General features: G+C 69.5%; 26 protein-coding genes. 12 read left to right on the forward strand and 14 right to left on the reverse strand.

The features are described 5' to 3' along the window. Nucleotides 1-41 precede the first annotated feature (41 nt). From BKE38_RS12085 to BKE38_RS12115, 7 genes are all read left to right on the forward strand, one after another. Nucleotides 42-1,088 carry an alpha/beta hydrolase gene (locus tag BKE38_RS12085; protein ID WP_076957566.1) on the forward strand — a complete coding sequence of 349 codons (1,047 nt, stop codon included), beginning with the start codon at nucleotides 42-44 and terminating at the stop codon, nucleotides 1,086-1,088. Nucleotides 1,089-1,300: 212 nt separating this feature from the next. Further along, complete coding sequence (locus tag BKE38_RS12090; RefSeq protein WP_076957567.1) at nucleotides 1,301-1,507, forward strand: cold-shock protein; 207 nt, start codon at nucleotides 1,301-1,303, stop codon at nucleotides 1,505-1,507. 185 nt (nucleotides 1,508-1,692) lie between these two features. Beyond that, nucleotides 1,693-1,902: a hypothetical protein gene (locus BKE38_RS12095; RefSeq protein WP_076957568.1), complete on the forward strand. Its 210-nt coding sequence runs from the start codon at nucleotides 1,693-1,695 to the stop codon at nucleotides 1,900-1,902. 39 nt (nucleotides 1,903-1,941) lie between these two features. Then, a complete protein-coding gene (locus BKE38_RS12100; protein WP_076957569.1) occupies nucleotides 1,942-2,193 on the forward strand; it encodes a hypothetical protein in 252 nt (83 codons plus the stop codon). Nucleotides 2,194-2,339: 146 nt separating this feature from the next. Continuing rightward, entirely contained in the window at nucleotides 2,340-4,121 is a 1,782-nt protein-coding gene (locus BKE38_RS12105; protein ID WP_076957570.1) for an IlvD/Edd family dehydratase, read from the forward strand. 16 nt (nucleotides 4,122-4,137) lie between these two features. Further along, nucleotides 4,138-4,887: an SDR family oxidoreductase gene (locus BKE38_RS12110; RefSeq protein ID WP_076957571.1), complete on the forward strand. Its 750-nt coding sequence runs from the start codon at nucleotides 4,138-4,140 to the stop codon at nucleotides 4,885-4,887. A 76-nt stretch (nucleotides 4,888-4,963) separates the two neighbouring features. Further along, nucleotides 4,964-5,806, forward strand: a complete 843-nt coding sequence (locus tag BKE38_RS12115; RefSeq protein ID WP_076957572.1) for a fumarylacetoacetate hydrolase family protein — start codon at nucleotides 4,964-4,966, stop codon at nucleotides 5,804-5,806. 51 nt (nucleotides 5,807-5,857) lie between these two features. On the opposite strand, the gene pncA is transcribed toward BKE38_RS12115, so the two are convergent. Genes pncA through BKE38_RS12165 form a run of 10 tightly spaced genes read right to left on the reverse strand, consistent with a single transcriptional unit; the run spans nucleotide 5,858 to nucleotide 15,830 of the window. Further along, nucleotides 5,858-6,475: a bifunctional nicotinamidase/pyrazinamidase gene (gene pncA, locus BKE38_RS12120; RefSeq protein WP_076957573.1), complete on the reverse strand. Its 618-nt coding sequence runs from the start codon at nucleotides 6,473-6,475 to the stop codon at nucleotides 5,858-5,860. After that, a complete protein-coding gene (gene ureG / locus BKE38_RS12125) occupies nucleotides 6,472-7,149 on the reverse strand; it encodes an urease accessory protein UreG (protein ID WP_242662332.1) in 678 nt (225 codons plus the stop codon). The genes pncA and ureG overlap by 4 nt, the downstream gene beginning before the upstream one ends. Then, complete coding sequence (locus BKE38_RS12130) at nucleotides 7,146-7,916, reverse strand: urease accessory protein UreF (protein ID WP_420014324.1); 771 nt, start codon at nucleotides 7,914-7,916, stop codon at nucleotides 7,146-7,148. The genes ureG and BKE38_RS12130 overlap by 4 nt, the downstream gene beginning before the upstream one ends. Beyond that, nucleotides 7,819-8,358 (reverse strand): urease accessory protein UreE, encoded by a 540-nt coding sequence (locus BKE38_RS12135; protein ID WP_076957574.1) that lies wholly within the window; start codon nucleotides 8,356-8,358, stop codon nucleotides 7,819-7,821. Before BKE38_RS12135 ends, BKE38_RS12130 begins: the two co-directional genes overlap by 98 nt. A gap of 14 nt (nucleotides 8,359-8,372) precedes the next feature. Continuing rightward, nucleotides 8,373-10,085: an urease subunit alpha gene (gene ureC, locus BKE38_RS12140; protein ID WP_076957575.1), complete on the reverse strand. Its 1,713-nt coding sequence runs from the start codon at nucleotides 10,083-10,085 to the stop codon at nucleotides 8,373-8,375. Nucleotides 10,086-10,088: 3 nt separating this feature from the next. Further along, nucleotides 10,089-10,394, reverse strand: coding sequence for an urease subunit beta (locus BKE38_RS12145; RefSeq protein WP_076957576.1), 306 nt, complete (start codon nucleotides 10,392-10,394; stop codon nucleotides 10,089-10,091). A gap of 10 nt (nucleotides 10,395-10,404) precedes the next feature. Continuing rightward, nucleotides 10,405-10,707 (reverse strand): urease subunit gamma, encoded by a 303-nt coding sequence (locus tag BKE38_RS12150; RefSeq protein ID WP_076957577.1) that lies wholly within the window; start codon nucleotides 10,705-10,707, stop codon nucleotides 10,405-10,407. 48 nt (nucleotides 10,708-10,755) lie between these two features. After that, nucleotides 10,756-11,583: an urease accessory protein UreD gene (locus BKE38_RS12155; RefSeq protein WP_076957578.1), complete on the reverse strand. Its 828-nt coding sequence runs from the start codon at nucleotides 11,581-11,583 to the stop codon at nucleotides 10,756-10,758. Nucleotides 11,584-11,610: 27 nt separating this feature from the next. Continuing rightward, nucleotides 11,611-12,507, reverse strand: a complete 897-nt coding sequence (locus BKE38_RS12160) for a response regulator transcription factor (RefSeq protein ID WP_083747505.1) — start codon at nucleotides 12,505-12,507, stop codon at nucleotides 11,611-11,613. Next, the gene (locus BKE38_RS12165; RefSeq protein ID WP_076957580.1) at nucleotides 12,507-15,830 is read right to left on the reverse strand and encodes a hybrid sensor histidine kinase/response regulator; all 3,324 of its coding nucleotides are present in this window, start codon (nucleotides 15,828-15,830) and stop codon (nucleotides 12,507-12,509) included. Before BKE38_RS12165 ends, BKE38_RS12160 begins: the two co-directional genes overlap by 1 nt. A gap of 184 nt (nucleotides 15,831-16,014) precedes the next feature. Between BKE38_RS12165 and urtA the strand changes: the two genes are divergently transcribed. The 5 genes from urtA to urtE all read left to right on the forward strand — a co-directional run bounded on the left by urtA (nucleotide 16,015) and on the right by urtE (nucleotide 21,426). After that, nucleotides 16,015-17,262 carry an urea ABC transporter substrate-binding protein gene (gene urtA, locus BKE38_RS12170; RefSeq protein WP_076957581.1) on the forward strand — a complete coding sequence of 416 codons (1,248 nt, stop codon included), beginning with the start codon at nucleotides 16,015-16,017 and terminating at the stop codon, nucleotides 17,260-17,262. 83 nt (nucleotides 17,263-17,345) lie between these two features. Next, entirely contained in the window at nucleotides 17,346-18,899 is a 1,554-nt protein-coding gene (urtB, locus tag BKE38_RS12175) for an urea ABC transporter permease subunit UrtB (protein ID WP_076957582.1), read from the forward strand. Then, complete coding sequence (urtC, locus tag BKE38_RS12180) at nucleotides 18,896-19,996, forward strand: urea ABC transporter permease subunit UrtC (protein ID WP_076957583.1); 1,101 nt, start codon at nucleotides 18,896-18,898, stop codon at nucleotides 19,994-19,996. Before urtB ends, urtC begins: the two co-directional genes overlap by 4 nt. Continuing rightward, nucleotides 19,993-20,730, forward strand: coding sequence for an urea ABC transporter ATP-binding protein UrtD (gene urtD, locus BKE38_RS12185; RefSeq protein WP_076957584.1), 738 nt, complete (start codon nucleotides 19,993-19,995; stop codon nucleotides 20,728-20,730). Before urtC ends, urtD begins: the two co-directional genes overlap by 4 nt. A 3-nt stretch (nucleotides 20,731-20,733) precedes the next feature. Then, nucleotides 20,734-21,426, forward strand: coding sequence for an urea ABC transporter ATP-binding subunit UrtE (gene urtE / locus BKE38_RS12190; protein ID WP_076957585.1), 693 nt, complete (start codon nucleotides 20,734-20,736; stop codon nucleotides 21,424-21,426). 24 nt (nucleotides 21,427-21,450) lie between these two features. Here urtE and BKE38_RS12195 read toward each other — a convergent pair whose 3' ends face one another. The 4 genes from BKE38_RS12195 to BKE38_RS12210 form a co-directional block, all read right to left on the reverse strand. After that, nucleotides 21,451-22,173, reverse strand: a complete 723-nt coding sequence (locus BKE38_RS12195) for a calcium-binding protein (RefSeq protein WP_076957586.1) — start codon at nucleotides 22,171-22,173, stop codon at nucleotides 21,451-21,453. Between the two features lie 308 nt (nucleotides 22,174-22,481). Next, on the reverse strand, nucleotides 22,482-24,014 hold the full coding sequence (locus BKE38_RS12200; RefSeq protein WP_076957587.1) for a UxaA family hydrolase: 1,533 nt from the start codon (nucleotides 24,012-24,014) through the stop codon (nucleotides 22,482-22,484). 124 nt (nucleotides 24,015-24,138) lie between these two features. Beyond that, on the reverse strand, nucleotides 24,139-24,774 hold the full coding sequence (locus tag BKE38_RS12205) for a redoxin domain-containing protein (RefSeq protein WP_076957588.1): 636 nt from the start codon (nucleotides 24,772-24,774) through the stop codon (nucleotides 24,139-24,141). Nucleotides 24,775-24,815: 41 nt separating this feature from the next. Continuing rightward, the coding region (locus BKE38_RS12210; protein WP_076957589.1) for a protein-disulfide reductase DsbD family protein at nucleotides 24,816-26,572 on the reverse strand (1,757 nt) is incomplete at its 5' end.

Raw genomic sequence — 26,572 nt, forward strand, 5'->3', positions numbered from 1 at the left:
CCTTCATTAGACTCCTCCCCAACGCCACACGGGGACACGCCATGCGCCGACGCACCATGCTCGCAGCGCCGCTTCTCGCCACGCCGCTCCTGGCCTCCACCGCCGGGGCGCAGCCCGCCGGCGTCGCCTTCGAGGAATTCCTCGTCCCCGGGGGGGATCCGGGCATCCAGCTCTATCTTCGCAACAAGCGCGGCGAATCGACGCCGGCCGGGCGCGGCGACCGCGTCGTGCTCTGCCTGCACGGCGCCACCTACCCGGCCAGCACCAGCTTCGACCTACCGGTCGGCGGCGTCTCCTGGATGGACTACATGGCGGGGCGCGGCTTCGACGTCTGGTGCCTGGACCTGCGCAACTACGGCCGCTCGACCCGCGAGGCCGCCATGGGCCAGCCGCCCGAGGCCAATGCGCCGCTGACCTCGGGCGAGATCGCCCAGAAGGACATCGCCGCCGCCGCCGCCTTCATCCGCCAGCGCCGCAACGTGCCCAAGATCGTCCATCTCGGCTGGTCCTGGGGCACCAGCCTGCAGGCCCGCTTCGCCGCCGACAATCCGTCGCTGGTCGAGCGCCTGGTGCTCTACGCCCCGCAATGGCTGCGCGACGGGCCGAGCCCGGCCGCCGCCGGGGCGGGCGAGACGCTCGGCGCCTATCGCAGCGTGACGCGCGCCGATGCCCGCGCCCGCTGGTTCAACGGCGTGCCCGAGGCGAAGCGCGCCAGCCTCTTCCCGGCCGGCTGGTACGAGCACTGGGCCGACGCCACCTTCGCCACCGACCCCGAGGGCATGCGCCAGGTGCCGTCGGCCCTGCGCGCACCGAATGGCGTGCTGGCCGATTCCCGCGCCTACTGGCAATCGGGAAAACCCTTCTACGACCCGGCGGCGATCACCGCGCCGACCCTGCTGGTGCTGGCCGAATGGGACCGCGACACCCCTCCGGCGCTGGCCATGGCCTTGTTTCCATTGTTGACCCGCAGCCCCGGCAAGCGCCTGGTGGTGCTCGCCGAGGGCACCCATGGCATCCTGCTGGAGCGCAACCGCGGCGCCCTGTTCCAGGCCGTCCAGGTTTTCCTCGAGGAGCCGATTGCCGGTTGAACAGGGCTTTGATCAACGGCCCTGCTTGTCGATGGCCCCCCTCCCGTCCTACATGTAGCCCGTCGACTGTTTTGGTTCGGCTTGCTGTTCCAGCTCGCCCCAGCCCGCCCCTGCCCGGGGCGGGTGCGTAGCGTGCCTGGTGCCCGTTCCTTTTCGAGGTTGATCCGTCGTGCATGTTGCGCGGCGGCAACGCATTCTAACGGAGCACCCCGATGCCGATCGGTACCGTGAAGTGGTTCAACGCAACCAAGGGTTATGGCTTCATCCAGCCGGAAGACGGCTCCAAGGACGTCTTCGTGCACATCTCCGATGTGCAGCGCGCCGGCCTGCAGGGCCTGCAGGAAGGCGAGCGGATGGAGTATGAGCTGCAGCGCGGCCGCGAGGGCAAGCTGTCGGCGTCGAACCTGAAGCAGGCCTGACCCGGATCGGCCGCCGGCCCGGTTGTCCCGGGCGGGCGGCCCTCGGCCCTGGCTGGACCAAGAGGCTGGACCAAGAGGCCGGACCAAGAGACGGGCGCGCCGGCAACGGCGCGCCCGTTTCGTCTCTCGACCCCCTTTAAACCACAGGCCGCTCACCCGGCCCCTGACCTCGGAGGCATGCCCGTATGGGACGCACACCCAATTACGGACAGCAGCGCGCCGATCGCACCCGCGCCAAGCAGGCCAAGGCCGACGCCAAGGCCGCCGCCCGCGAGGAGGAGCGCGCCCGCCGCAAGGCCGCGATCGAGGCTGGCCTCGACCCTGACATGGGCGAGCCGGTCACCCTGCCGCCGGCCGATGACGACGAGGCGCCGACCCCGGGCGAGCGCGGCTGAGCAGGCGCCCTGCCATCGGCAGGGCGCGGGAGTGACCGCATGGCGTCGCGCAACACGGGTGCCTTCACCTTCTTCGACGTCGTCTACGAGGACGGCACCCGCCGCTCCAACCGCAAGGTGCCGAGCGACATCCTGGGCGGGCTGGACGGCGACGAGCCGGCCCGCACGCTGATCGAGGGGCAGGACGAGGAGATCGCCAAGGCTTCGGGCAAGCCGCGGCCGGTGATCGCCGAGCTGTCCCGCAGCCCGGTGGCCAAGCCGGTCAAGGTGCCCTTCGGCAAGAAGAAGTAGCAGCCGGGGCCAGCCCTGGCGCGATGCCGGCGGCGGTGGCGCTCAGCCCCGCCGCCGGCCGCGTTTTTGCCGGGTCTTTTCCGCCCGTTGACAGCCCAACCGGCCCGGTCGACGCTTCCCTCCAGGACGAGGGGAGAATGCGGACCATGGATCAAACACAGAAGAAGTTCCGGCTGCGCAGCCAGCGCTGGTTCGACGACCCGGAGGATCCCGGGATGACGGCGCTCTATATCGAGCGCTTCCTGAATTTCGGCATGACCCGTGGCGAGCTGCAGTCGGGCAAGCCGATCATCGGCATCGCCCAGACCGGCAGCGACATCGCCCCCTGCAACCGCCACCACCTGGCCCTGGCCGAGCGGGTCAAGGCCGGCATCCGAGACGCCGGCGGCATCCCGCTGGAATTCCCGATCCACCCGATCCAGGAGACCGGCAAGCGCCCGACCGCGGCGCTGGACCGCAACCTGGCCTATCTCTCCCTCGTCGAGGTGCTGCACGGCTATCCGCTGGATGGCGTCGTGCTGACCACCGGCTGCGACAAGACCACGCCGGCCTGCCTGATGGGCGCCGCCACGGTGAACATCCCAGCGCTCGTCCTCTCCGGCGGGCCGATGCTCGACGGCCACTGGAAAGGAAAACTGTCGGGCTCGGGCACCATCGTCTGGGAGGCGCGTAAGCGCCTGGCCGCCGGCGAGCTCAACTACGACAGCTTCATGCAGATGGTGGCAAGCTCCGCCACCTCGATCGGCCACTGCAACACCATGGGCACGGCGCTGTCGATGAACAGCCTGGCCGAGGCGCTGGGCATGTCGCTGCCCGGCTGCGCCTCGATCCCCGCCGCCTATCGCGAGCGCGGCCAGATGGCGCATGCCACCGGCATGCGCATCGTCGAGATGGTGAAGGAGAATCTGCGCCCCTCCGACATCATGACGCGCGAGGCCTTCGAGAACACCATCGTGCTGGCCAGCGCCATCGGCGCCTCCTCGAACTGCCCGCCGCATCTGGTGGCGATTGCCCGCCACATGGGCGTCGAGCTGACCACCGAGGACTGGCAGACCATCGGCGCCGATATTCCTCTCCTCGTGGACTGCCAGCCGGCCGGCCGCTTCCTGGGAGAGATGTTCTATCGCGGCGGCGGCGTGCAGTCGGTGATGAAGGAGCTGGCCGATGCCGGCAAGCTGCACACCGGCGTGCGCACCGCCACCGGCAAGACCCTCGCCGAGGACCTGGCCCAGGCGCCCGAGCCCGACCGCCAGGTGATCCGTCCCTATGCCGAGCCGCTGAAGACCCATGCCGGCTTCGTCGTGCTCTCCGGCAACATCTTCGACAGCGCGGTGATGAAGGTCAGCGTCATCGACGCCGAGTTCCGCAAGCGCTTCCTGTCCAACCCCGAGGACGTCTTCGAGGGCAAGGTCATCGTCTTCGAGGGGCCGGAGGACTATCACGACCGCATCGAGGACCCCGATCTCGGCGTCGACGAGCGCAGCGTCCTGGTCATCCGCAACTGCGGCCCCGTCGGCTATCCGGGCAGCGCCGAAGTGGTGAACATGCAGCCCCCTGGCGCGCTCATCAAAGCGGGGCTCGACGCCCTGCCGACCATGGGCGACGGGCGGCAGAGCGGCACCTCCGCCTCGCCCTCCATCCTCAACGTCTCGCCCGAGGCGGCGGTGGGCGGCGGCCTGGCCTTGCTGAAGACCGGCGACCCGATCCGCATCAACCTGAAGACGCGGAAGGTCGACCTGCTGATCCCGGCCGAGGAGATGGAAGCCCGCCGCGCCGCCTGGACCCCGCCCAAGCTGCAGCACAAGACGCCCTGGGAGGAGATCTACCGCTCCATGGTCGGGCAGCTCGGCACCGGCGGCTGCCTGGAGCCGGCGACGCTCTACCTCAACATCCTCGAGACCCGCGGCGAGAGCCGCCACAACCACTAAGAACGGGGCAGCGCGCATGGCCGGTCGGCTCGCAGGAAAGAAATGCTTCGTCACGGCGGCGGGGCAGGGGATCGGGCGGGCGACCGCCCTGGCCTATGCGGCGGAAGGGGCGGCGGTGGTCGCCACCGACCGTGACGCCGCCAAGCTGGAGAGCCTGCGCGAGCGCGGCATCACCACGCTCGCGCTCGACGTGCTGGACGACGTGGCGGTGGCCAGCGCGGTCACCGGCCACGGCCCCTTCGACGTGCTGTTCAACTGCGCCGGCTTCGTCCACCAGAACACGGCGGAAACCTGCACCGACGAGGAGTGGGACTTCGCCTTCGCCCTCAACGTGCGGGCGCAGTGGAAGGTGATGCAGGCGGCGATCCCCGGCATGCTGGGCAATGGCGGCGGGGCCATCGTCAACATGGCCTCCGCCGCCGGCTCGGTGAAGGGTGTCGCCAACCGCTTCGTCTATGGCGCCACCAAGGCCGCGGTGGTCGGCATGACCAAGAGCGTCGCCGCCGACTATGTCGCCCGCGGCATCCGCTGCAACTGCGTCTGCCCGGGCACCGTCGACACCCCCTCGCTTGGCGAGCGGATCGAGGCCAATGCGGCCGCCGCCGGCAGCGTGGAAGCGGCGCGGGCCGCCTTCGTCGCCCGCCAGGCCATGGGGCGCCTTTCGACCGCGGAGGAGATCGCCGCCCTGGTGCTCTATCTCTCGACGCCGGAATCGGCTTTCGTCACGGCGCAGGCCATCGTCATCGACGGCGGCTGGACCAACTAGTGTTTGTTTTTTCGCGTGCTTCACGCCTCCGGCCGTGCCGGCCCGCGATGATCACGCTCAAGGGAAACGCAGAATCATGAAGCTGCTGCGCTACGGCCCGCCGGGCCAGGAAAAGCCGGGCCTGCTGGCCGCCGACGGCACCATCCGCGACCTGTCGGGCGTCATCGCCGACCTTTCGGGCGAGGCCTTGTCGGAAGCGGGCCTCGCCAAGCTCGCGGCCCTCGACGCCGCCAGCCTGCCGAAGGTGGAAGGCAATCCGCGCCTGGGCTCGCCGGTGACGGGGATGAAGAACTTCGTCTGCATCGGCCTGAACTATGCCGACCACGCCGCCGAGACCGGCGCGCCGATCCCCAAGGAGCCGATCATCTTCCTGAAGTCGCTCGGCGCCCTGTCCGGCCCGAATGACGACGTCGAGGTCCCGCCCGGCAGCGTCAAGACCGACTGGGAAGTGGAACTCGCCATCATCATCGGCACCCGCGCCAAGAACGTCTCCGAAGAGGATTCGCTCAGCTACGTCGCCGGCTATGCCGTCTGCAACGATGTCTCCGAGCGCGAATGGCAGACCGAGCGCGGCGGCACCTGGGACAAGGGCAAGGGCCACGAGACCTTCGGCCCCCTCGGCCCCTGGCTGGTGACCAAGGACGAGGTCGCCGACCCGCAGAACCTGACGATGTTCTGCGAGGTCGATGGTCATCGCTACCAGGACGGCTCGACCCGCACGATGATCTTCGGCGTGCAGAAGCTGGTCTCCTATGTCTCGCAGTTCTTCACGCTGCATCCGGGCGACGTCATCTCGACCGGTACCCCGCCGGGCGTGGGGCTGGGCCAGAAGCCTCCCGTCTTCCTGAAGGCGGGGCAGAGCATGCGCCTCGGCATCGAAGGGCTGGGCGAGCAGACGCAGAAGACCGTCGCTGGGTAACAGCAAGAAAGGCCGGGGGAAGGTATTCCCCCGGTCCCCCATCTATTTCTGTCAGAAAGCGGCGCTCGGCACGAACTGCACGCCGCGGGCCCGAAGCCGGTCGGTGCCTGCCGCGGTCGCCTCGGGCGTGATGCCGCGGCAGGCATCAACGATCAGCACGACGTCGTAGCCCAGTTCCGCCGCATCCTCGGCCGAGAAGTCGGTGCAATAGCCGCGCGCCAGCCCGGCGATGAAGACCCGCTTCACCCCGCGCTCCTGCAGATAGCCGTGCAGCCCGGTCTGCGTCTTGCGGTCATTCTCGCGGAAGGCCGAATAGCTGTCGATCGTCCGGCGAAAACCCTTGCGCAGCACAAGCTCGATGCGATCCGTCTCCAGCGCCGGATGCAGCGCGGCGCCCGGCGTGCCCTGGATGCAATGGTCCGGCCACAGCACCTGCTCGCCATACTCCAGCGTCACCGTCTCGAAGGGCGATCGCCCCGGATGCTGGGAAGCGAAGGAAGAATGGTCGGCAGGGTGCCAGTCCTGCGTCGCGGCGATCATCGGGAAGAAAGGCTGCAGCCGGTTGATCACCGGCAGCACCGCATCGCCCTCGGGCACCGGCAGCGCGCCGCCGGGCATGAAGTCCGGCTGCACGTCGACGATCAGCAGCAGGTCGCTGGAAGAAATCATGCGCGGATGCCGCCGGCTTTGAGCACGAAATCGGCGATCTCGGCGACGCCCTGCTGCGCCTTGAGGTTGGTGAAGATGAAGGGCCGCGCCCCCCGCATCTTCTTCGAATCGCGATCCATCACGCCGAGATCCGCCCCCACCAGCGGCGCCAGGTCGATCTTGTTGATCACCAGCAGGTCGGAGCGGGTGATGCCCGGCCCCCCCTTTCGCGGGATCTTGTCGCCGGCGGAGACGTCGATGACATAGATGGTCAGGTCCGCCAGCTCCGGGCTGAAGGTCGCGGCCAGGTTGTCGCCGCCGCTCTCGATGAACAGCACTTCCAACCCCGGAAAACGCTCGCTCATCTCGGCGACGGCGGCCAGGTTGATCGAGGCGTCCTCGCGGATCGCGGTATGCGGGCAGCCGCCGGTCTCGACGCCGATGATGCGCTCGGGGGCGAGGGCATCGTTGCGGGTCAGGAACTCGGCATCCTCGCGCGTGTAGATGTCGTTGGTGATGACCGCGATGTTGTGGCTGTCGCGCAGATGCTTGCACAGCCGCTCGGTCAGCGCGGTCTTGCCCGAGCCCACGGGACCGCCGATGCCGACGCGGAAGGGGCCGTTGTCCGTCCGATGACCGGAGCGCCGTTCCGGCGCGGAGGTCTGAATCGGCCGGTCGATATCATGCGTGCTCATGATCGGAAGAGCCTCGTATATTGCGTCTCGTGGCGCAGGGAGAAGAGGTCGAGCATCGGCGCCGAAGTCCCGATGCGGTCGAGGTCGGCGGCCATGCCCGCGGCCGTCGCCGCCTGCAGTGCTGGCAGCAGGCCAGCGGTCGCGATCTGCCCGTCGGTCTGGCCCAGCGGCACCAGCCGCACCCCCGCCGAGACCAGATTGGCGGCGAAAGCCGACAGAAAGCCGAACAGTGCCATGGGCAGCGGCAGGCCCTGCCAGGCGGCCGCCGCACCGAAGGCCACGGGATGCGCCAGCACCCCCGCATGCCGCGCGGCGAAGGCAACCAGCCGCGGCTTCGGCCAGGCGGCGTTGGTGACCTTCAGGAAGGCGCTGCCCTGGGCCATGGTTTCCAGCGCCGTCTCGGCGGTGCCGCGCCAGGCGGCAGCGAGGGCTGCGACCTCGTCCAGCGCGGCCCCGTCATCGGCCAGCGCGGCCCGGAAGGCAGACGCCAGCAGCGCCGCGTCGATCCGGCCGGCGCCGGCCTCCAGCACGGTCTCGATGTAGGCGCGAAGATCGGCGCGGTTGCGCACCGCGCCGGCCTCCACCGCCATCTCCAGCCCGTGGCTATAGGTATAGGCGCCGACCGGATAGGCCGGTGACAGCCAGGTCAGCAGGCGCTGCAGATCGGCTTCAGTGGTGGTGATGGCCGTGTCCATGGTCGTGGCCGTGATGGTGGTCGTGGTCATGGTCGCCGTGATGGTGGCCGGCATGGCGGTTGTGCTCGCCATAGGCGCCGCCTTCGGGGTTGAAGGGGGCGTCGACCTTGGCCAGCCTCGCGCCGAGGCCGACCAGCATCTTCTCGATCACATGGTCGGCGCGGATCAGGATGCGCTCGGCATCGATCTCGGCCGGCAGGTGGCGGTTGCCCAGGTGCCAGGCCAGGCGCAGCAGGTGGTGGATGTCGCGCGCGCGGATCTCCACCAGCGGCTCCGGCGCGGCCTGCACCAGGATGACGCCGCCGCCTTCCAGCAGCAGCCCGTCGCCATGGCGCAGCACCGTTGCCTCGGGCAGGTCGAGCAGGAAGCTCTTCCCCCCTTCGCCGGTGTAGCGCTTGCGGCGGCGGTGGCGGTCGTCGAAGTCGACGGTGATGCGGTCGCGCGCCGTGCCCGCCTGCCATTCGCCGGCCGGCAGAACCTGGGTGGCGCGGGGGAGATTGTCTTCAGTGGTCATCGCAAGGCTCTTGATCAGAACAGGAAATAGCGCTGGGCCATGGGCAGCACCGTGGCCGGCTCGCAGATCAGCAGCTCACCATCGGCGCGGACCTCGTAGGTCTCCGGGTCGATCTCGATCTTCGGCAGGGTGTCGTTCAGCACCATGTCCCGCTTGCCGATTTTTCGGGTATTGGCCACCGGCAGCAGCGTGCGATTGAGCCCAAGCTGCCCCGCCAGATCACCGGACTCCAGCGACGCTGCGGAGACGAAGGTGATCGAGCTCGCCTGCATCGCCCGGCCGAACCCTGCGAACATCGGCCGGTAATGCACCGGCTGCGGCGTCGGGATCGAGGCATTGGGGTCGCCCATCGGCGCCATGGCGATGCTGCCGCATTTCAGCACCATGTCCGGCTTCACGCCGAAGAAGGCCGGCGACCACAGCACCAGATCGGCCAGCTTGCCGGGCTCGACGCTGCCAACATGCGCGCTGATGCCCTGGGCGATCGCCGGGTTGATCGTGTATTTGGCGATGAAGCGGCGGATGCGCAGGTTGTCGTTCTCGCCCTGCTCGCCCGAGAGGCGGCCGCGCTGCACCTTCATCTTATGGGCGGTCTGCCAGGTGCGGATGATCACCTCGCCGACGCGGCCCATGGCCTGGCTGTCGGAGCTCATCATCGAGATGGCGCCTAGGTCGTGCAGAATGTCCTCGGCGGCGATGGTCTCGCGGCGGATGCGGGATTCGGCGAAGGCCACGTCCTCGGCGATGCGCGGGTCCAGGTGGTGGCAGACCATCAGCATGTCGAGATGCTCGTCCACGGTGTTCACCGTGTAGGGCATGGTCGGGTTCGTGGAACTGGGAAGAAAATTCGGCTCGCCGATGACACGCAGGATGTCGGGGGCATGGCCGCCGCCGGCGCCCTCGGTGTGGAAGGCCTGGATGGCGCGGCCGCCGATGGCGCGGATGGTCTCCTCGACGAAGCCGCTTTCGTTCAGCGTGTCGGTGTGGATGGCGATCTGGATGTCGTATTTGTCCGCCACCGACAGGCAGGTGTCGATCGCCTTCGGCGTCGTTCCCCAATCCTCATGCAGCTTCAGCCCGCAGGCCCCGGCGCGGATTTGTTCCTCGAGGCCCTCGGGCAGGGCGGCATTGCCCTTGCCGAGGAAGCCGAGGTTCATCGGGAAGCTTTCCGCCGCCTGCAGCATCCGCGCCATGTGCCACGGCCCGGGCGTTGCCGTGGTGGCCAGCGTGCCATGCGCCGGGCCGGTGCCGCCGCCGAACATGGTGGTGATGCCGGAGGCCAGCGCTTCCTCGATCTGCTGCGGGCAGATGAAATGGATATGCGGGTCGATGCCGCCCGCCGTCAGGATTTTTCCCTCGCCGGCGATGATCTCGGTGCCCGGGCCGATGACGATGGTGACGCCCGGCTGGGTGTCGGGGTTGCCGGCCTTGCCGATGGCGGCGATGCGGCCGTCCTTCAGCCCGATATCGGCCTTCACGATGCCGGAATGGTCGATCACCACGGCATTGGTGATCACCGTGTCCATGGCGCCGCCGGCACGGCTGACCTGGCTCTGGCCCATGCCGTCGCGGATCACCTTGCCGCCGCCGAACTTCACCTCCTCGCCGTGGATGGTGTGGTCGCGCTCCACCTCGGCGAAGAGCTCGGTGTCGGCCAGGCGGATGCGGTCGCCGGTGGTGGGTCCATACATGCCGGCATAGGCGGCGCGGGAGATGCGGGTGGCCATGGCTCAGAGCTTCCCTTCGACCAGGCCGCGGAAGCCATGCGCCACGCGGCCACCGGCGATGTCGATCAGCCGGACGCGGCGGCTCTGCCCGGGCTCGAAGCGCACCGCGGTGCCGGCGGCGATGTCCAGCCGCTTGCCGCGCGCGGCGGCGCGGTCGAAGGAAAGCCCTTCATTGGTCTCGAAGAAATGGTAGTGGCTGCCGACCTGCACCGGGCGGTCGCCGGTGTTGGCGACCTCCAGCTCGATCGCCTCGCGGCCCTCGTTCAGCGCGATCTCGCCGGGGGCTGCGATGATCTCTCCGGGAATCATGGGCGGCTCCTCAGCGGATCGGGTGGTGGACGGTGACCAGCTTGGTGCCGTCGGGGAAGGTGGCCTCGACCTGGATGTCGTGGATCATCTCGGGGATGCCTTCCATCACCTGGTCGCGGCTGAGCACCGTGGCGCCGTCGCGCATCAACTCGGCAACGCTGCGGCCGTCGCGGGCGCCCTCGACGACGAAATCGGTGATCAGTGCGATGGCCTCGGGGTGGTTCAGCTTCACGCCGCGGGCCAGCCGCTTGCGGGCGACCTCGGCCGCCAAGGCGATCAGCAGCTTGTCCTTCTCACGCGGGGTCAGTTGCATGGGGCCATCCTGGTAGCGGCGAGTGGGGACATTGTGGCGCGGCTTTGCTCAGCTCGTCCACAGGCGGGGCAGGCGCGGCGGCAGGCCGAGCAGCGATGCCCGGAATTTCGGCAGGATCTTCGTCAATCCGTCACGCACCGAGGAGGCCTCGCCCAGCCAGCGCGCCAGCAGCAGGCCAGGGCGGGCGAGCGTCGCGTCCAGCCCCTCGTCCCGCATCAGGTCGCGTGCGGCGAGCGCTTCGGCGACGGGGGCGGCGAAGAGCAGCAGCGCCATGGCATTGGCGCCTGCGTAGCCGAAGGGAGCGGTGCGGCGGGCCGGCAGGTCGCCCGACAGGTCCAGCGCATCGGCCCAGTCCAGCCGGCCGCCGCGCTGCAGCCGCCAGGAATCCAAGAGGGAACCGTGGTCGAAGGCTTCGCCCCGGGCCGCGCGGCCGAGCACCAGCATCTCGGTGGCCAGCAGCCGGGCGTCGGGTGCCATCTCGACGCGCATCCGCCGCTCCAGCCGGGCGCCGTCGAACAGGATGGTTTCCTGCGGCAGCCATTCCAGCGTGGCGCCGGGGGGCAGCACCAGCCGGCTGTCGATGCGGGTGGCATCTCCCAGGCTGCGATAGATCTTCTCGGCCGCCGGCGTGGTCACCTGGGCGGCAGCGCCTGCCTCCAGCGTGACCTCCAGGGACAGGGAATCGCCGCCGGCCAGGCCGCCGCCGACATTGACCAGCGCGGCGGAGGGCAGGTCGTCCGGCTCCGGCACCGGGAAGAGGATGCGATAGGGCGCGGCATGGAACAGATGGCCGAGCGCAGTGCCGCGCGGCGTCTGGCGGAAACCGAGCTCGGCGCGGCCATGGGCGCGCTGGTGGCGGGGGGTGTCGAGGGGCATCGGCGGGTTCCCCAGCAATCCCCGTGCCTAACCGCCGAGAACGCGCACGGCCAGCGCCGCGGCCGAGGCGCGGTTCTCGACGCCGAGCTTGGCGAAGACGCCTTCCAGGTGCTTGTTCACCGTGCGCGGGGACAGGACCAGGATATCGGCGATGTCGCGGTTCGACTTGCCGCGGCCGAGCCAGAGCAGCACCTCCGCCTCCCGCGCCGTCAGGCCGAGGCGGTCGCGCAGCATGCCTTCCTCGCGGCCGGGATCGAAGGCGGTGACGCGCAGCAGCAGCTCGTCGGGCGCGATGGCGCCGACATGGTGGAACTCGACGCGGCGGCCATCGGCCAGCGGCACCGGGGGCAGGCGGGGGGTTTCGCCCTCGGCCAGCGGCACCCAGCCGGGCAGGGCCAGGCCGGCCGGGCCGTCGCCGGGGAGCGGGGCGGCGTCGCGCAAAAGGGTCGCTGCCTGGGGGGTCGCCCAGAGCAGGGCGCCGTCGCGGTCGACCGCCAGCAGGAAGCGGCCGGCGACGTCGAGGGCGGCATGGGCGCTGCGGGTCAGCCGCGCATTGGCCAGATGGGCGGCGATGCGGGCCACCACCTCGTCCGGCACCACCGGCTTGACGACATAGTCGACGCCGCCGGCATCGAAGCCGCGCACCACGTCCTCGCTCTCGGTGAGCCCCGTCATGAAGATGACGGGGACGGAGACCAGCCGGGCGTTGCGCTTCATCCGGCGGCAGGCCTCGAAGCCGTCCATGCCGGGCATCACCGCATCCATCAGCACGATGTCGGGGGTGATGCGCTCGATCACCGTCATGGCGGCGGCCGCCGACTGCGCCACCAGCACCATGTAGCCGGCGCCCTCCAGCGTGTCGTTCAAGAGGCCCAGCGTGCCCGGCGCGTCGTCGACCACCAGCACGATGTCGCGGCGTTCCATCAGCCTTCCTCCTCCGGCAGGGCGGCCATGAAGGCGTCCAGCCGGTAATCGGCGATCAGCCCGCGCAGCAGGGCGATGGCGGGGGCGGCCTCGGGCGCCTCGGCCTCCAGCGCATCCAGCCGCTCGCGGATGCCGCCGACATAGCCGATGGCGGCCAGCTGGCGCAGATTGGCGGCCTGGGCCGGGGTCAGGCGGGCGGCATCCCCGGCCGGCGCCGGCGCCGGGTCGGCGAAGGTCCAGTCGAGCCCGAGCAGCGCGCCGATCTTGTCGAGGAGAGACGACAGCGACAGCGGCTTGGGCAGCACGTCGTCATGGTGCTGGCCTTCCGATGGCGCGCCAAGCTCCAGGGCATTGGCCGAGACCATCAGGATCGGCGCGCTCTGCCCGGCCAGACGCAGGCGCCGCGCCAGGTCCCAGCCGGTCATGCCGGGCATGGCGATATCCAGCAGGAAGATGTCGGGCGATGCTTCCGCCGCCATAGCCAGGGCCTCGGCGCCATCGGCGGCCAGGCGCACGGAGAAGCCCAAGGGCTGCAGCAGGTCGGCGACCAGGGCGCGATGCGCCGCGTCGTCATCGGCCACCAGCACCGCGGGCGCCCGGCCGCGCGGGACATGGCCGGTGATGCGGCGCTCGACCTCGGGCGCGCGGGCGGCCTTGCCAGAGAGGAGAAGACGCACCTTGAAGCGGCTGCCCTCGCCCAGGCGGCTGCTGACGGAAATCTCGCCGCCCATGATCTCGGTGAGCGTCTTGGTGATGGTGAGCCCCAACCCGACGCCGGGGGTGGAGGGCGCGTGGGAATTGCCGCCGCGCTGGAAGGGCTCGAAGATGCGCGGCAGGTCGTCCTCGGCGATGCCGATGCCGGTGTCGATGATCTCGAATTCGGCGACCTCGGAGCGGAAGCGCAGGCGGAAGGTCACCTGGCCTTGCCGGGTGAACTTGATGGCGTTGGACAGCAGGTTGATCAGGATCTGCCGCAGCCGGCGCTCGTCGGTATGGACCAGCTCGGGCAGGCGCTCGGGCGGGTCGAAGGCGAAGCCGATCGACTTGGCCTCGGCCTGCAGCCGCAGCATCTGCACGATCTGCTCGAGGAAGTCGGGCAGCCGCACCTCGTCGCGATAGAGCTCGATGCGGCCTGCCTCGATCTTGGAGATGTCGAGCAGCCCCTCGATCAGCGCCGCCAGGTGCTCGCCCGACCGGCGGATGGTGCGCAACCCGTCGCGGCGGCGCTCGGGGATGGCGGGGTCGCGCTCCAGCAGCTGGGCATAGCCGAGGATGGCGTTCAGCGGCGAGCGCAGCTCATGGCTGATGCCGATGACATAGCGGCTCTTCGCCATGTTGGCGGCCTCGGCGGTTTCCTTGGCCTTCTGCAGCGCGGCGTCGGTGCGCTGGTGGGCGCGGATCTCGCTCATCAGCAGGCTGGTCTGGCGGCGGGTCTCTTCCTGCGCGACCAGGCGGGACTGGCGGGCCAGCACCAGGGTCCAGGCGGTGATGCCGCCGATCACCATCAGTACGAAGAAGGCCTTCCAGAAGGCAGTGTCGAGATGCGCGTTCGCTGGCGTCTGTGCCCGGATGCCGAGGAAGACGACGGAGATGGTCGCGGCGAACGCCAGAAAAACCAGCATGAAGGAGCCGACGGGGGTGCCCAGCGCCTGCATCACCGGCGCCGGCAGGATGGCGCGCAGCGGGGTCACGATCTGGGCGGAGAGGCGGGCATGCGGCTTGCAGCCATCGCCGCAACGCGCGTCGAGCGAGCAGCAGAGCGAGCAGATCGGGCCGGTGTAGACGGGACAATAGGCCATGTCGCGCGGCTCGAAGCCGTGCTCGCAGATGACGCATTGCAGCTGGGATCGCGTGGCCCATGCGGCGCGCGGCTTGCGGGCCAGGTAGTAGCGGCCGCCGGTGGCCCAGGCGATCGCCGGTGCCGCGGCGAAGGCGACCCCGAAGGCGATGAAGGTCGACATGGCCTGGGCCAGCGTGCCGAGCATCCCGTAGTAAGCGAGGAAGGAGGCGACGACTGAAAGAAACATGGCGCCGACGCCGACCGGGTTGACGTCGTAGAGATGCGCCCGCTTGAACTCGATGCCCTTGGGGCTGAGGCCGAGCGGCTTGTTCACCGCCAGGTCCGCCACCAGCGCCCCCATCCAGGCGGCGGCGACATTGGAATAGACGAAGAGCACCTGCTCGATGGTGTTGTAGACACCGAGCTCCATCAGCAGCAGCGCCACGGCGATGTTGAAGACCAGCCAGACGACGCGCCCGGGATGGCTATGGGTCAATCTGGAAAAGAAATTCGACCAGGCGAGCGACCCGGCATAGGCGTTGGTGACGTTGATCTTGATCTGCGACAGGGCGACGAAGACCGCGGTCACCACCAGCACGAGCGTCGGCGAGGCGATCAGCGTGCCGAAGGCCAGGCGGTACATCTCGGCCGGCTGGACGGCCTGGGCCAGGGTCAGCCCGGCCTGCAGCGCGGCATAGGCCAGGAAGGAGCCGGCCAGCAGCTTGACCACGTCGAAGACGATCCAGCCCGGGCCGCCGGCCAGCAGCGCCGTCCACCAGACCCATTTCTTCTGGCGGTTCTCAGCGGGCAGGAAGCGAATGTAGTCGACCTGCTCGCCGGTCTGGGTGATCAGCGCGAAGAGCACCGAGGCGGCGGCGCCGAAGGCCAGAAGATCGAAGCCGCCGGTGCCGCGCTCGCCTTCGTATTCGGTCCAGCCGGCGATCCAGTCGGGATGGGCGACCAGCAGGCCGATCAGCGGCAGCACGTTCAGCACCAGCCAGACCGGCTGGGTCCAGGTCTGCACCCGGCTGATGAAGGTGATGCCATGCGTCACCAGCGGCACCACCACCACGGCGCAGAGGATGTAGCCCAGCCAGAGCGGGACGCCGAAGAAGCTGTCCAGCATCGCCGCCAGGATCACCGCCTCGATGCCGAAGAAGATGAAGGTGAAGCTGGCATAGATCAGCGAGGTGATGGTGGAGCCGATATAGCCGAAGCCGGCGCCGCGGGTCAGCAGGTCGACATCCACGCCGGCGCGGGCGGCGGCGACGCAGATCGGCAAGGACGCCGCGAAGATCAGCACCGAGACGAAGAGGATGGCGGCGACGCTGTTGGTGAAGCCGTGGGCGACGGTCAGGGCGCCGCCGATCGCCTCCAGCGCCAGGAAGGAGATCGAGCCCAGCGCGGTGCTGGCGACGCGGAAGGCGGACCATTTGCGCGCACTCTCGGCGGTGAAGCGCAGTGCATAGTCTTCCATGGTCTCGTCGGCGACCCAGCGGTTGTAGTCGCGCCGGATGCGCAGGATGCGCTGGCGTGTCGCCATGCTGGGCGGGGTCCTCGAGGCTAGCCGAGGGCCGAGAGTGGGACGTGGCCCGGAAGCCCGTCAAGCGCGGCGGCGCCCGGCCGGCCTACGTCATTTGACGTATACGCTTCGGAAACGGTCCCCGCGATGCTGCTCCGCACCATGCATCAGGCGGCCTGCGCGCCGCGACCCGGAGAGCGATCCCATGACGATCAGGACCCCCTTCTCCCGCCGCGCTTTGCTGGCGGCGGGCGCCGGCGCCTTGGCCATGCCGGCGCTGCGCCCGGCCTCCGCGCAATCCGGCCCGATCAAGGTCGGCGTGCTGCATTCGCTGTCCGGCACCATGGCGATTAGCGAGACCGCGCTGCGCGACACCGTGCTGATGATGGTCGAGGACGCCAACAAGAAGGGCGGCATCCTGGGCCGCAAGGTCGAGGCGGTGGTGGTCGACCCCGCCTCCAACTGGCCGCTCTTCGCCGAGAAGGCGCGGGAGCTGCTGCAGGTGCACAAGGTCGACGTGACCTTCGGTTGCTGGACCTCGGTGTCGCGCAAGTCGGTGCTGCCGGTCTTCGAGGAGCTGAACGGCCTGCTGTTCTACCCGGTCCAGTATGAGGGCGAGGAGCAGTCCAAGAACGTCTTCTACACCGGCGCCGCGCCCAACCAGCAGGCCATTCCCGCGGTCGAGTATCTGATGAGCGAGGATGGCGGCGCCGCCAGGCGGATCGCGCTGCTGGGCACCGACTATGTCTATCCGCGCACGACCAACCGCATCCTGCGCGCCTTCCTGAACAGCAAGGGCATTTCCGACGCCGACATCATGGAGGAATACACCCCCTTCGGCCATTCCGACTGGCAGGGCATCGTCAGCCGGGTGAAGCGCTTCGCCGGCGAGGGCAAGAAGACCGCCATCGTCTCGACGATCAACGGCGACGCCAATGTCCCCTTCTATCGCGAGCTGGGCAACCAGGGGATCAAGGCGGAGGATATCCCGTCCGTCGCCTTCTCGGTCGGCGAGGAGGAGCTGGCGGGCATCGACGCCAAGCCGCTGGTCGGGCACCTGGCCGCCTGGAACTATTTCATGAGTGTCGACAGCCCGGTGAACACCGAGTTCAAGGCGATGTGGTCCGCCTATATCAAGAACCCGAAGCGGGTCACCAACGACCCGATGGAGGCCACCTATACCGGCTTCAAGATGTGGAGCCAGGCGGTGGCGAAGGCGGGCTCGACCAGCGTCGATGCCGTGCGCACCGCGATGTATGGCCAGAAGGTCGCGACGCCGTCGGGCTATGAGGAGCAGATGTTCGAGAATCATCACCTGTCGAAGCCGGTGATGATCGGCGAGATCATGGAGAACGGCCAGTTCAACGTGGTCTGGAAGACGTCCTCGGCCATTCCTGCCGAGAACTGGTCGCCATTCATTCCGGAGAACGCGTCTCGCCGGAAGCCGACCTGATTATTCAAAAATAGAAGGGGCGCAAACCTATAGGTTTGCGGGGGGGATACTTCCCCCCAACCTTCCTTTGGAGGGCTGGGTCGATGTGGCGCGTGGTGCTGCTGCTCCTGGTGTTTGCCTTGCCCGTGCGTGCCCAGGGCGGTTTCGAGGCCGCGCTGCCTGGCCTGGCCGGCGGCTTCGCGCAGCAGGCCGAGGCGGTGGAGCGGCTGGGCGCGATCGGCGATCCGCGCGCCGTGCCGATCCTGCGGGCGCTGGCGGAGGGGCGGATGCAAAAGCGGGCCGATGGGGGCTTGCTGATCGTCGAGGGTGGCGCGGTGCGCGACGCCCTGACCGGCGCCGCTGCCGAGGCCGGCGAGGTGGTGCGCATCAACAACCGGGTGCGCGGCGCGCTGCGCGGGGCTTTCGGCCGGCTGCAGCTGCTGTCGCCGGATCCGGCGGAGCGCATCGCCGCCGCCGAGGGGCTGTTCCGCAGCCGATCCCCCGAGAATGTCTCTCTGCTTGAAGACGCTGTCGGGCGGGAGACCGATCCTGCGATCCGCGACCGGATGACGCTGGCGCTGGCCGCGTCCCGGCTGGCGGCGCCCGAGGATGTGGCGAAGCGCCAGGGCATCGTGGTGCTTGGCGGCACGGCCTCGGCCGAGGCGCGCGGGCTGCTGCTGGAGGCGCGGGCCGCCAATCCGGCGCTGGCCGCCGAGATCGATGCCGCGGTCGCCGCCATCGACACGAGGCTGCAGCTGAAGCGCGTCGCCGAGACGGCGTTCCAGGGGTTGTCGCTGGGATCGATCCTGCTGCTGGCGGCGCTGGGGCTGGCCGTCACCTTCGGGGTGATGGGCGTGATCAACATGGCGCATGGCGAGATGGTGATGCTCGGCGCCTATACGACGGTGCTGGTGCAGGAGCTGTGCCGCGGCGTGCCCTGGCTGGCGCCGTTGTCGCTGCCGATCTCGGTGCCGGCGGCCTTCCTGGTGACGGCGGCAGTGGGCGTGGCGCTGGAGCGCGGGTTGATCCGGCATCTCTACGGGCGTCCGCTGGAGACGCTGCTGATGACCTTCGGCGTGGGCATGATCCTGCAGCAGGGGGTGCGGCTGCTCTTCGGCGCGCAGAACCGCGAGGTGGTGTCGCCCTCCTGGATGCAGGGCACCCTGCTGCTGCCGGGCGGCATCGAGGTCACGCAGAACCGGCTGTGGATCATCCTCTTCAGCTTGGTGGTGCTGGGCCTGACGGTGGCGGCGATCCGCTTCAGCCGCTTCGGGCTGGAGATGCGCGCCGTGGTGCAGAACCGGCGGATCGCGGCGACCATGGGCATCCGCACCGGCCGCGTCGACGCGATGACCTTCGCCTTCGGGTCGGGCATCGCCGGGATGGCGGGCGTCGCACTCAGCCAGATCGACAATGTCTCGCCGAACCTCGGCACCGGCTACATCATCGACAGCTTCATGGTGGTGGTCTTCGGCGGCGTCGGCAGCCTGGCCGGCACCATGATCGGGGCCCTCACGCTCGGCGTCGTCAACAAGATGCTGGAGCCCTGGGCGGGCGTGGTGCTGGCGAAGATCGCCGTGCTGGTCGGCATCATGCTGTTCATCCAGCGGCGGCCGAAGGGGCTGTTCGCGCTGAAGGGAAGGGCGGCGGAACAATGAGCGCCTCCATCACCCTGGGCGGGCGGCTGCGCCCCGCACCCGGCACCATCCTGCGCGGGCTGCTGCTGGCGGGCCTGGCCCTGCTGGCCCTGCTGCCGGTGCTGAACCGGCTGCCGCCCGACGCGGCGCTCTATGTCTCCGACTTCGTGGTGGCGGTCTCGGGCAAGTGGATCTGCTACGCCATCCTGGCGCTGGCGATCGACCTGGCCTGGGGCTATGCGGGCATCCTCAGCCTGGGGCATGGCGCCTTCTTCGCGCTCGGCGGCTATGCCATCGGCATGCACCTGATGCGCCTCATCGGCCCTCGCGGCGTCTATGGCCATCCGGTGCTGCCGGATTTCATGGTCTTCCTGGGCTATACCGAGCTGCCCTGGTACTGGCAGGGCTTCCAGTTCTTCCCCTTCGCCTTCGCCATGGCGCTGATCGTGCCGGGGGTGCTGGCGGGGGTGCTGGGCTGGCTCGCCTTCCGCAGCCGCATCACCGGCGTCTATCTCAGCATCATCACCCAGGCGATGACCTATGCCCTGATGCTGGCCTTCTTCCGCAACGACATGGGCTTCGGCGGCAACAACGGCTTCACCGACTTCAAGGAGCTGCTGGGGATGCCGCTGAACACCGCCGGCGCCCGCGCCGCGCTGTTCTACGCGGCGCTGGCCTCGCTGGGGGCGTCGCTGCTGCTGTGCCGCCACATCACGAAATCCAAGCTCGGCCGGGTGCTGGTGGCGGTGCGCGACGCCGAAAGCCGCGTGCGCTTCCTGGGCTACGACACCACCGCGGTGAAGCTGTCGGTCTTCGTGCTGTCGGCGATGCTGGCGGGGCTGGCGGGCGCGCTCTACGTGCCGCTGATCGGCATCATCAACCCGGGCGAGTTCAGCCCGGGCAATTCGATCGAGGCCGTGGTCTGGGTCGCGGTCGGCGGGCGCGGGACGCTGGTGGGGGCGCTGCTCGGCGCCTTCTCGGTCAATGCGATCAAGACCTGGCTGACCTCCTTCGCGCCGGACCTGTGGCTCTTCGTGCTCGGTGGGCTGTTCGTCGCGGTCACGCTGCTGCTGCCGCGCGGCATCGTGGGTCTCCTGCAGAAGGGGCCCGGCCGATGAGGGACGGAAGGCTGTATCTCGACGGTGTCTCGGTGGTCTTCGACGGCTTCCGGGCCCTGAACAATCTTTCCCTGATCGTCGAGCCAGGAGAATTGCGGGCGATCATCGGGCCGAACGGCGCCGGCAAGACCACGATGATGGACATCATCACCGGCAAGACGCGGCCCACCGCCGGCACCGTCAGCTTCGGCGACCGCGACTTGACCAGGCTGGACGAGGCGACCATCGCCAATCTCGGCATCGGCCGGAAATTCCAGAAGCCCACGGTCTTCGACGCGCTGACCGTCTTCGAGAACCTGGAGCTCGCGCTGAAGGCGCCACGCGACCCCTGGTCCTGCCTGCGCTGGCGGCTGTCCGGCACCGCCCGCCGCTGCATCGAGGCGGTGCTGGAGGAGATCGGCCTGGCCGAGCGCGCCGACCACCGTGCCGCCATCCTGTCGCATGGCCAGCGGCAATGGCTGGAGATCGGCATGCTGCTGATGCAGGACCCGAAGCTGCTGCTGGTCGACGAGCCGGTCGCCGGCATGACCGACCAGGAGACCGAGCACACCGCCGCCCTGCTGCGCCGCATCGCCGGCAGCCGCAGCGTCGTGGTGGTGGAGCACGACCTGGAATTCGTCCGCGCCCTGGGGGAGAAGGTCACCGTGCTCTGCGAAGGCAGCGTGCTGTCGGAAGGCAGCATCGACCATGTCCAGAACGACCCGCGGGTCGTCGACGTCTATCTGGGGCGCTGAGCCATGCTGCGCGTCGACGGCATCGATTTGTTCTATGGCGCCAGCCGGGCTTTGCGGGGGGTTTCCCTCGAAGCCGATCCGGGGCGCATCACCTGCGTGCTGGGGCGCAACGGCGTCGGCAAATCCTCGCTGATGCGGGCGATCGTCGGCCTGGAACGGGTGAAATCCGGTCGCATCGTCTGGGAGGGGCGCGATGTCACCAGCGATTCCGCCGCCGACCGGGCGCGGGCCGGCATCGGCTACGTCCCGCAGGGGCGCGAGATCTTTCCCTTCCTGACGGTGCGGGAGAACCTGGAGACGGCGCTGGCCGCGGCGCCGCGCGGGTCGAAGGTGCCGGACGACGTCTTCGAGCTGTTCCCCGTCCTGAAGCAGTTCCTGCGCCGGCGGGGCGGCGACCTGTCGGGCGGCCAGCAGCAGCAACTGGCGATCGCGCGGGCGTTGACGGCGCGGCCGCGGCTGCTGATCCTGGACGAGCCGACCGAGGGCATCCAGCCCAATGTCATCAAGGACATCGCCCGCGTCATCGCGCTGCTGGCGAAGCGCCGCGACATGGCCGTGGTGCTGGTCGAGCAGTATTACGAATTCGCCCGCGAGCTCGGCGACCAGCTGGCCATCATGGTGCGCGGCGAGGTGGCGCTGGCCGGCCAGTCCGGCGCTCTGGACGAGGCGGCGGTGCGCCGGCTGCTGACGGTCTGACCGTCGGCCGCCGGCGTCGCTGCCTCAGGCCGCGAAGAGGATGTCGCCGGCCTGCAGGGCGTGCACGCCCTTCAGATGGATCTCGGTGTCCTCGTAGACGGCGAAGAAATGCAGCTCGAGGCCGGCGGCGGTGTCGACCAGGGTCACGTCCTCCGCGCGGAGATAGAGCGGCCGCAGGTCGATCGTGTCGATGCCCACCTGGAAGTCGTGGATGGTGTCGATGCCGTCATTGGCGTCATAGGCCCGCTCGCTGTTGGAGGGGTCGTAGGCATAGACGAAGCTGTCCGCCCCCGAGCCGCCCCAGAGCTGGTCGGCGCCGGCGCCGCTGTGGATGACATCGTTGCCGCTGCCGCCCTTGATGGTGTCGTTGCCGCTGCCGCCATACAGGATGTCATGGTTGCTGCCGCCGTCGATCAGGTCGTCGCCGCCGCCGCCCAGGATGGTGTCGCGGCCGCGGCCGCCGAACAGCCGGTCGGCCTGGTCCTCGGAGGCGAAGATATTCTCGGCGCTGGGCGTCGGCCCGGCCACGCCATAGCCGGTGATATAGTCGTTGCCGTCGCCACCATAGATGACGTCGCGGCCATAGCCGCCGAACAGGCTGTCACTGCCGCTGCCGGCCATGATCAGGTTGCTGCCGCCGGCCCCGTCGCGCGGCGAGGCCAGGCCGTCGGCCAGGATGGTATCGGCCTCGGTGTGGCTGGAGAACAGAAAGTTGTCGTTCTTCAGAGTGCCTTCGTAGCGCGCCATGACCTGTGTCTTCCCGATGCTGCAGCGAAACAGCGAGGTGCTGCGCGGGTCATGCTGGCGGCGGCATGCAGTAAAATGAAGTAACGATCCTGTGCAATCCGAAATTTACATCGATCACGACAAGGTATGTAAATTGTTAATCGTTTGTTGACTGCGATTTCCCGCGACATGGTCTCTGTTCATGGTGAATATTGGAAGAGTATTGCCGGCCTGCAATGATCGGGGCACGGCGGTGCAGCTGGCATGAAGCAGGCCGGGGAAGCGACGCTCCCCGGCCTGTTGCGGATGCCTGAACAATCGTGGCTGCGTCACATGGTGGCGCCGATCGGCCAGGGCGCGAATTCGGCCGAGCCGAAGTCATAGCTTTCGCTCTTGGTCCGCTCGCCCGAGGCCACCCGCAGGATCAGCTGGAAGATGCGCTCGCCGCATTCCTCGACGCTTTCGCGACCCGAGAGGATGGTGCCGCAATTGACGTCCATGTCCTCCTCCATCCGCTCATACATGGCCGAGTTGGTGGCCAGCTTGATCGAGGGCGCCGGCTTGCAGCCGAAGACGCTGCCGCGGCCGGTGGTGAAGCAGACCATGTTGGCGCCGCCCGCCACCTGGCCGGTCGCCGCCACCGGGTCGTAGCCGGGCGTGTCCATGAAGACGAAGCCCTTCTCGGTCACCGGCTCGGCATAGTCGTAGACGGCGGTCAGGTTGCTGTTGCCGGCCTTGGCCATGGCGCCCAGCGACTTCTCCAGGATGGTGGTGAGGCCGCCGGCCTTGTTGCCCGGGGAGGGGTTGCTGTTCAGCTCGGCCTGGCCGCGCTCGGCATAGTCCTCCCACCAGCGCATCAGCCCGACCAGCTTTTCGCCGACCGCGCGGGAGGTGGCGCGGCGGGTCAGCAGGTGCTCGGCGCCATAGGTTTCCGGCGTCTCCGACAGGATGACGGTGCCGCCGTGCCGCACCAGCAGGTCGGAGGCGGCGCCGAGTGCCGGATTGGCGGTGATCCCCGAATAGCCGTCCGAGCCGCCGCATTGCAGGGCGATGGTCAGGTGGCTGGCGGGGACCGGCTGGCGGTGCACCTGGTTGGATTCGGCCAGCACCTCGCGGACGAAGGCGATGCCGGCCTCCACCGTCTTGCGGGTGCCGCCCATCTCCTGGATGTCCATGTTGCGCAGCCGGCCCGCCAGGTTCTGCTCGGCCAATAGACCAGAAATCTGGTTGACCTCGCAGCCCAGGCCGATGGCGATGACATGGCTGAAATTGACGTGCCGGGCATAGCCCGCCAGCGTCCGCCGCAGGATGCGCAACCCGTCATTGTCGCCCATGCCGCAGCCGGTCTTGTGGGTGAGGGCCACGACGCCGTCGACATTGGGGAATTCGGCCAGCGGGTCGCTGCTGGTGAAGGGATTGCGCTTGAAGGCGTCGGCGATCAGCGAGGCGACATGCGCCGAGCAGTTCACGCTGGTGACGATGCCGATGTAGTTGCGCGTCGCCACCCGCCCGTCGGGCCGCAGGATGCCCTGGAAGGTGGCGGGCTGCGGCACGTAGAGGGTCGGCCGAGCATCCACCCCCCAGGCATAGTCCTTGTCGAAATCGCCCATGCCAAGGTTCTGGACATGCACCCAGTCGCCCGGGGCGATGGGCTGGGTGGCGAAGCCGATGATCTGGCCGTAGCGCTTCACCGCCTCGCCCGGGGCATGGGCGCGCAGCGCGACCTTGTGGCCGGGCGGGATGCGGGCGCGGGCCAGGACATTGGGCCCGACCGGGGTTCCTTCGGGGGCGGCGCGGCGGGCGATCAGCACGCTGTCCTCGGGATGCAGGCGGATGAAAGGGGTGTCGGCGACAGCGTCCATCTTGGTTTGTTTCCTCCGGCAGGCAGGGCTGGGGATGATCAGTCTAGCCCCCAACCCGCCGGAAAAAGAAAGGGCCCGGAGGAAGTTTCCCCCAGGCCCTTGCCACCTCGGCCGGCCGACCCGCTCAGGCGGCGGGGGCGTATTTGATGGCGCAGCCGTAGTTGCGGGTGACGGCCTGGGCGACCGGGCGCCCCTCGGCCACCGCCAGCATGGCGTTCTTGGCCAGCGGCTCGGCCTTGGCCACGTCGTCGATCCGGTTGGAGGCGATGCTGTCGATGCCGCCCATGTAGCGCAGCACGCCCTCGGCATCGATCACGTACATATGCGGCGTGGTGGTGGCGGCATAGGCGCGGGCGATGCGGCTCTGCGGGTCCAGCAGCACGGCGGCGGGCGCCGCGCTGCGCTCGGTCGTCAGGGCCTTCGCCTGGGCCGGCGTCACATGCCCCTGCTCGCCCTGGGGGGAGGAGGCGATGGACAGCCAGACGATGCCCTTGGCCGCGGCCTCGCGCTGCAGCGCCTGCATGTTGTTGCTGCCGTAGTGCTTCTTGACGAAGGGGCAGTCGTGGTTGGTCCATTCCAGCACCACGACCTTGCCGCGGTAATCGGCGAGGCTGCGGGTCTGCCCGTCCTGGTCGGGGGCGCTGAAAGCGGGGGCGGCGGCGCCGATGGCAGGGGCGGCCATCGCCAGGCGCGGCGCCAGCGGCATCAGGATGGCGCCCAGCGGCACGGCCAAGGTGGCGCGGCGGGAGATCAGAGCCATGTCGGTCACTCCTGTCTGTGTCTCTTGGAGGTGTCGGGAAATCAGCTGGCCGGCAGCGCCTGCAGGACGATCTGCTCGGTCAGGATCTGCGGCAGCACCACGGGGGCGCCGCCGCCGGCGGGATAGACCAGATAGAGCGGCACGCCCTCCCGGCCATGGGCGCGCAGCACGGCGGCGATCGCCGGGCCGCCATCGGTCCAGTCGCCCTTGAGATAGGCGATGTTGCCGGCCTCGAAGGCCTTTCGGACGCCGTCGGATTGCAGCGCCACCCGCTCGTTCACCTTGCAGGTGATGCACCAGGCGGCGGTCATGTTGACGAAGACCGGGCGGCCCTCGGCGCGCAGCTGGGCGAGGCGGGCCTCCGACCAGGGCTCCGACCCGGCCTCGGCCGCGGTATTGGCGCTGGCCGCCGGCGCGCCGACCATCTGCGGCAGCAGGGCCAGCGCCGCGCAGACGGCCAGCACCGCGGTGCCGCGGCCCAGCCATTGCGCGCCGCGCCGCCGCGCCGCCTGGGCGCTGCCCAGCGCCCAGCCGGCGAAGCCGATGGCGAGGCCCCCGGCCAGGGCGGCGGCCAGCCCCTCGGGCCCGACCTGCTGCGCCAGCACCCAGAGCAGCCAGAGCGCCGCGCCATACATCGGAAACGCCAGGATTTCCTTCAGCCGGGCCATCCAGGCGCCGGGCTTGGGCAGCCGCGCCGCCAGGCCCGGGGCCAGGGCCAGCAGCGCATAGGGCGCCGCCATGCCGAAGCCCATCGCCGCGAAGACCGCCAGGGCCGAGACCGGCGGCATGGCCATGGCGGCGCCGATGGCCGCCGCCATGAAGGGAGCGGTGCAGGGGGTCGCCACCAGCACCGCCAGCCCGCCGGTGGCGAAGCTGCCGAGATGCCCGCCGCGCGCCGCGACGGTCGAGCCCATCCGCACCGGCCGGCCGAATTCGAAGACGCCGGAGAGGTTCAGGCCGACCGCCAGCATCAGCCAGCCCATCGCCGTGACGAACAAGGGTGCCGTGAACTGGAAGCCCCAGCCGGCGACGCTGCCCGCCGCGCGCAGCCCCAGCATCAGCCCCGCCAGCGCCAGGAAGGACAGAACCACGCCGGCGGTGTAGCTGGCGGCATGGGCGCGCACCGTGCCGCGCGCCGCGCCCGACAGCCGCGCCAGGCCGATCGCCTTCATCGCCAGGATCGGGAAGACGCAGGGCATCAAATTGAGGATCAGCCCGCCCAGCGCCGCCCAGAGCGCCGCCTGCCACAGCGGCAGGGCGGCGGCGGTCGAGACGGCGGCCGGCAGCGCGCCGGGCTGGGCGGCGACGGTGAAGGCGCTGCGCTGGCCGCCGGCATCGGTCAGCACCAGCACGCCCTGCATCGGGCCGGGCGGCATCGGCGCCGCGCCGCGCGGCAGGCCGAGCCGCAGCGCGCCATCGGCCACCTGCAGGACCTGTGGCGCCGCATGGTCCAGCACGCCCCATTCGGCGGGGAAGAATTCGGCCGACTTCACCGTCGCCGGGGTGAGGTCGGGGCTGTCGATGCGGATGGCGCCCTGCTGGCCGTCGAAGCCGATGGCGGCGGCCCAGGGGGCGGGGCGGGGCAGGGCGGCCTCGGCGCCGGCGAAATCGGCCGCCTGGGCAGGATCCATCCGCGGCGCGGCCTCGACCGGGAAGTCGAGGCGGAAGACGCCTTCCTCGGGGATGCAGACCTTCTCGCAGACCAGCCAGCTGGCGCGGGCCTCCAGCGTGAAGACGTCGCCGGGCTTCAGCGAGGCGGGCGGCGTCACCGTCAGCGGCAGCACCACCGCGCCCTCAT

It is taken from the genome of Teichococcus deserti (assembly GCF_001982615.1).
Classification (GTDB): domain Bacteria; phylum Pseudomonadota; class Alphaproteobacteria; order Acetobacterales; family Acetobacteraceae; genus Pseudoroseomonas; species Pseudoroseomonas deserti.

Coding starts and splice junctions, on each gene's coding strand:
- BKE38_RS12200 (WP_076957587.1), bottom strand. CDS start 24,014: ATGGACGCTGTCGCCGACACCCCTTTCATCCGCCTGCATCCCGAGGAC.
- ureC (WP_076957575.1), bottom strand. CDS start 10,085: ATGGCCACCCGCATCTCCCGCGCCGCCTATGCCGGCATGTATGGACCC.
- ureG (WP_242662332.1), bottom strand. CDS start 7,149: ATGAGCACGCATGATATCGACCGGCCGATTCAGACCTCCGCGCCGGAA.
- urtB (WP_076957582.1), top strand. CDS start 17,346: ATGTGGCGCGTGGTGCTGCTGCTCCTGGTGTTTGCCTTGCCCGTGCGT.
- urtD (WP_076957584.1), top strand. CDS start 19,993: ATGAGGGACGGAAGGCTGTATCTCGACGGTGTCTCGGTGGTCTTCGAC.
- BKE38_RS12150 (WP_076957577.1), bottom strand. CDS start 10,707: ATGCAACTGACCCCGCGTGAGAAGGACAAGCTGCTGATCGCCTTGGCG.
- BKE38_RS12100 (WP_076957569.1), top strand. CDS start 1,942: ATGGCGTCGCGCAACACGGGTGCCTTCACCTTCTTCGACGTCGTCTAC.
- BKE38_RS12130 (WP_420014324.1), bottom strand. CDS start 7,916: ATGGCGAGCACAACCGCCATGCCGGCCACCATCACGGCGACCATGACC.
- BKE38_RS12115 (WP_076957572.1), top strand. CDS start 4,964: ATGAAGCTGCTGCGCTACGGCCCGCCGGGCCAGGAAAAGCCGGGCCTG.
- BKE38_RS12090 (WP_076957567.1), top strand. CDS start 1,301: ATGCCGATCGGTACCGTGAAGTGGTTCAACGCAACCAAGGGTTATGGC.
- pncA (WP_076957573.1), bottom strand. CDS start 6,475: ATGATTTCTTCCAGCGACCTGCTGCTGATCGTCGACGTGCAGCCGGAC.
- BKE38_RS12205 (WP_076957588.1), bottom strand. CDS start 24,774: ATGGCTCTGATCTCCCGCCGCGCCACCTTGGCCGTGCCGCTGGGCGCC.
- urtE (WP_076957585.1), top strand. CDS start 20,734: ATGCTGCGCGTCGACGGCATCGATTTGTTCTATGGCGCCAGCCGGGCT.
- urtA (WP_076957581.1), top strand. CDS start 16,015: ATGACGATCAGGACCCCCTTCTCCCGCCGCGCTTTGCTGGCGGCGGGC.
- BKE38_RS12105 (WP_076957570.1), top strand. CDS start 2,340: ATGGATCAAACACAGAAGAAGTTCCGGCTGCGCAGCCAGCGCTGGTTC.
- BKE38_RS12135 (WP_076957574.1), bottom strand. CDS start 8,358: ATGACCACTGAAGACAATCTCCCCCGCGCCACCCAGGTTCTGCCGGCC.
- BKE38_RS12110 (WP_076957571.1), top strand. CDS start 4,138: ATGGCCGGTCGGCTCGCAGGAAAGAAATGCTTCGTCACGGCGGCGGGG.
- BKE38_RS12085 (WP_076957566.1), top strand. CDS start 42: ATGCGCCGACGCACCATGCTCGCAGCGCCGCTTCTCGCCACGCCGCTC.
- BKE38_RS12095 (WP_076957568.1), top strand. CDS start 1,693: ATGGGACGCACACCCAATTACGGACAGCAGCGCGCCGATCGCACCCGC.
- BKE38_RS12145 (WP_076957576.1), bottom strand. CDS start 10,394: ATGATTCCCGGAGAGATCATCGCAGCCCCCGGCGAGATCGCGCTGAAC.
- BKE38_RS12195 (WP_076957586.1), bottom strand. CDS start 22,173: ATGGCGCGCTACGAAGGCACTCTGAAGAACGACAACTTTCTGTTCTCC.
- urtC (WP_076957583.1), top strand. CDS start 18,896: ATGAGCGCCTCCATCACCCTGGGCGGGCGGCTGCGCCCCGCACCCGGC.
- BKE38_RS12155 (WP_076957578.1), bottom strand. CDS start 11,583: ATGCCCCTCGACACCCCCCGCCACCAGCGCGCCCATGGCCGCGCCGAG.
- BKE38_RS12165 (WP_076957580.1), bottom strand. CDS start 15,830: ATGGCGACACGCCAGCGCATCCTGCGCATCCGGCGCGACTACAACCGC.
- BKE38_RS12160 (WP_083747505.1), bottom strand. CDS start 12,507: ATGGAACGCCGCGACATCGTGCTGGTGGTCGACGACGCGCCGGGCACG.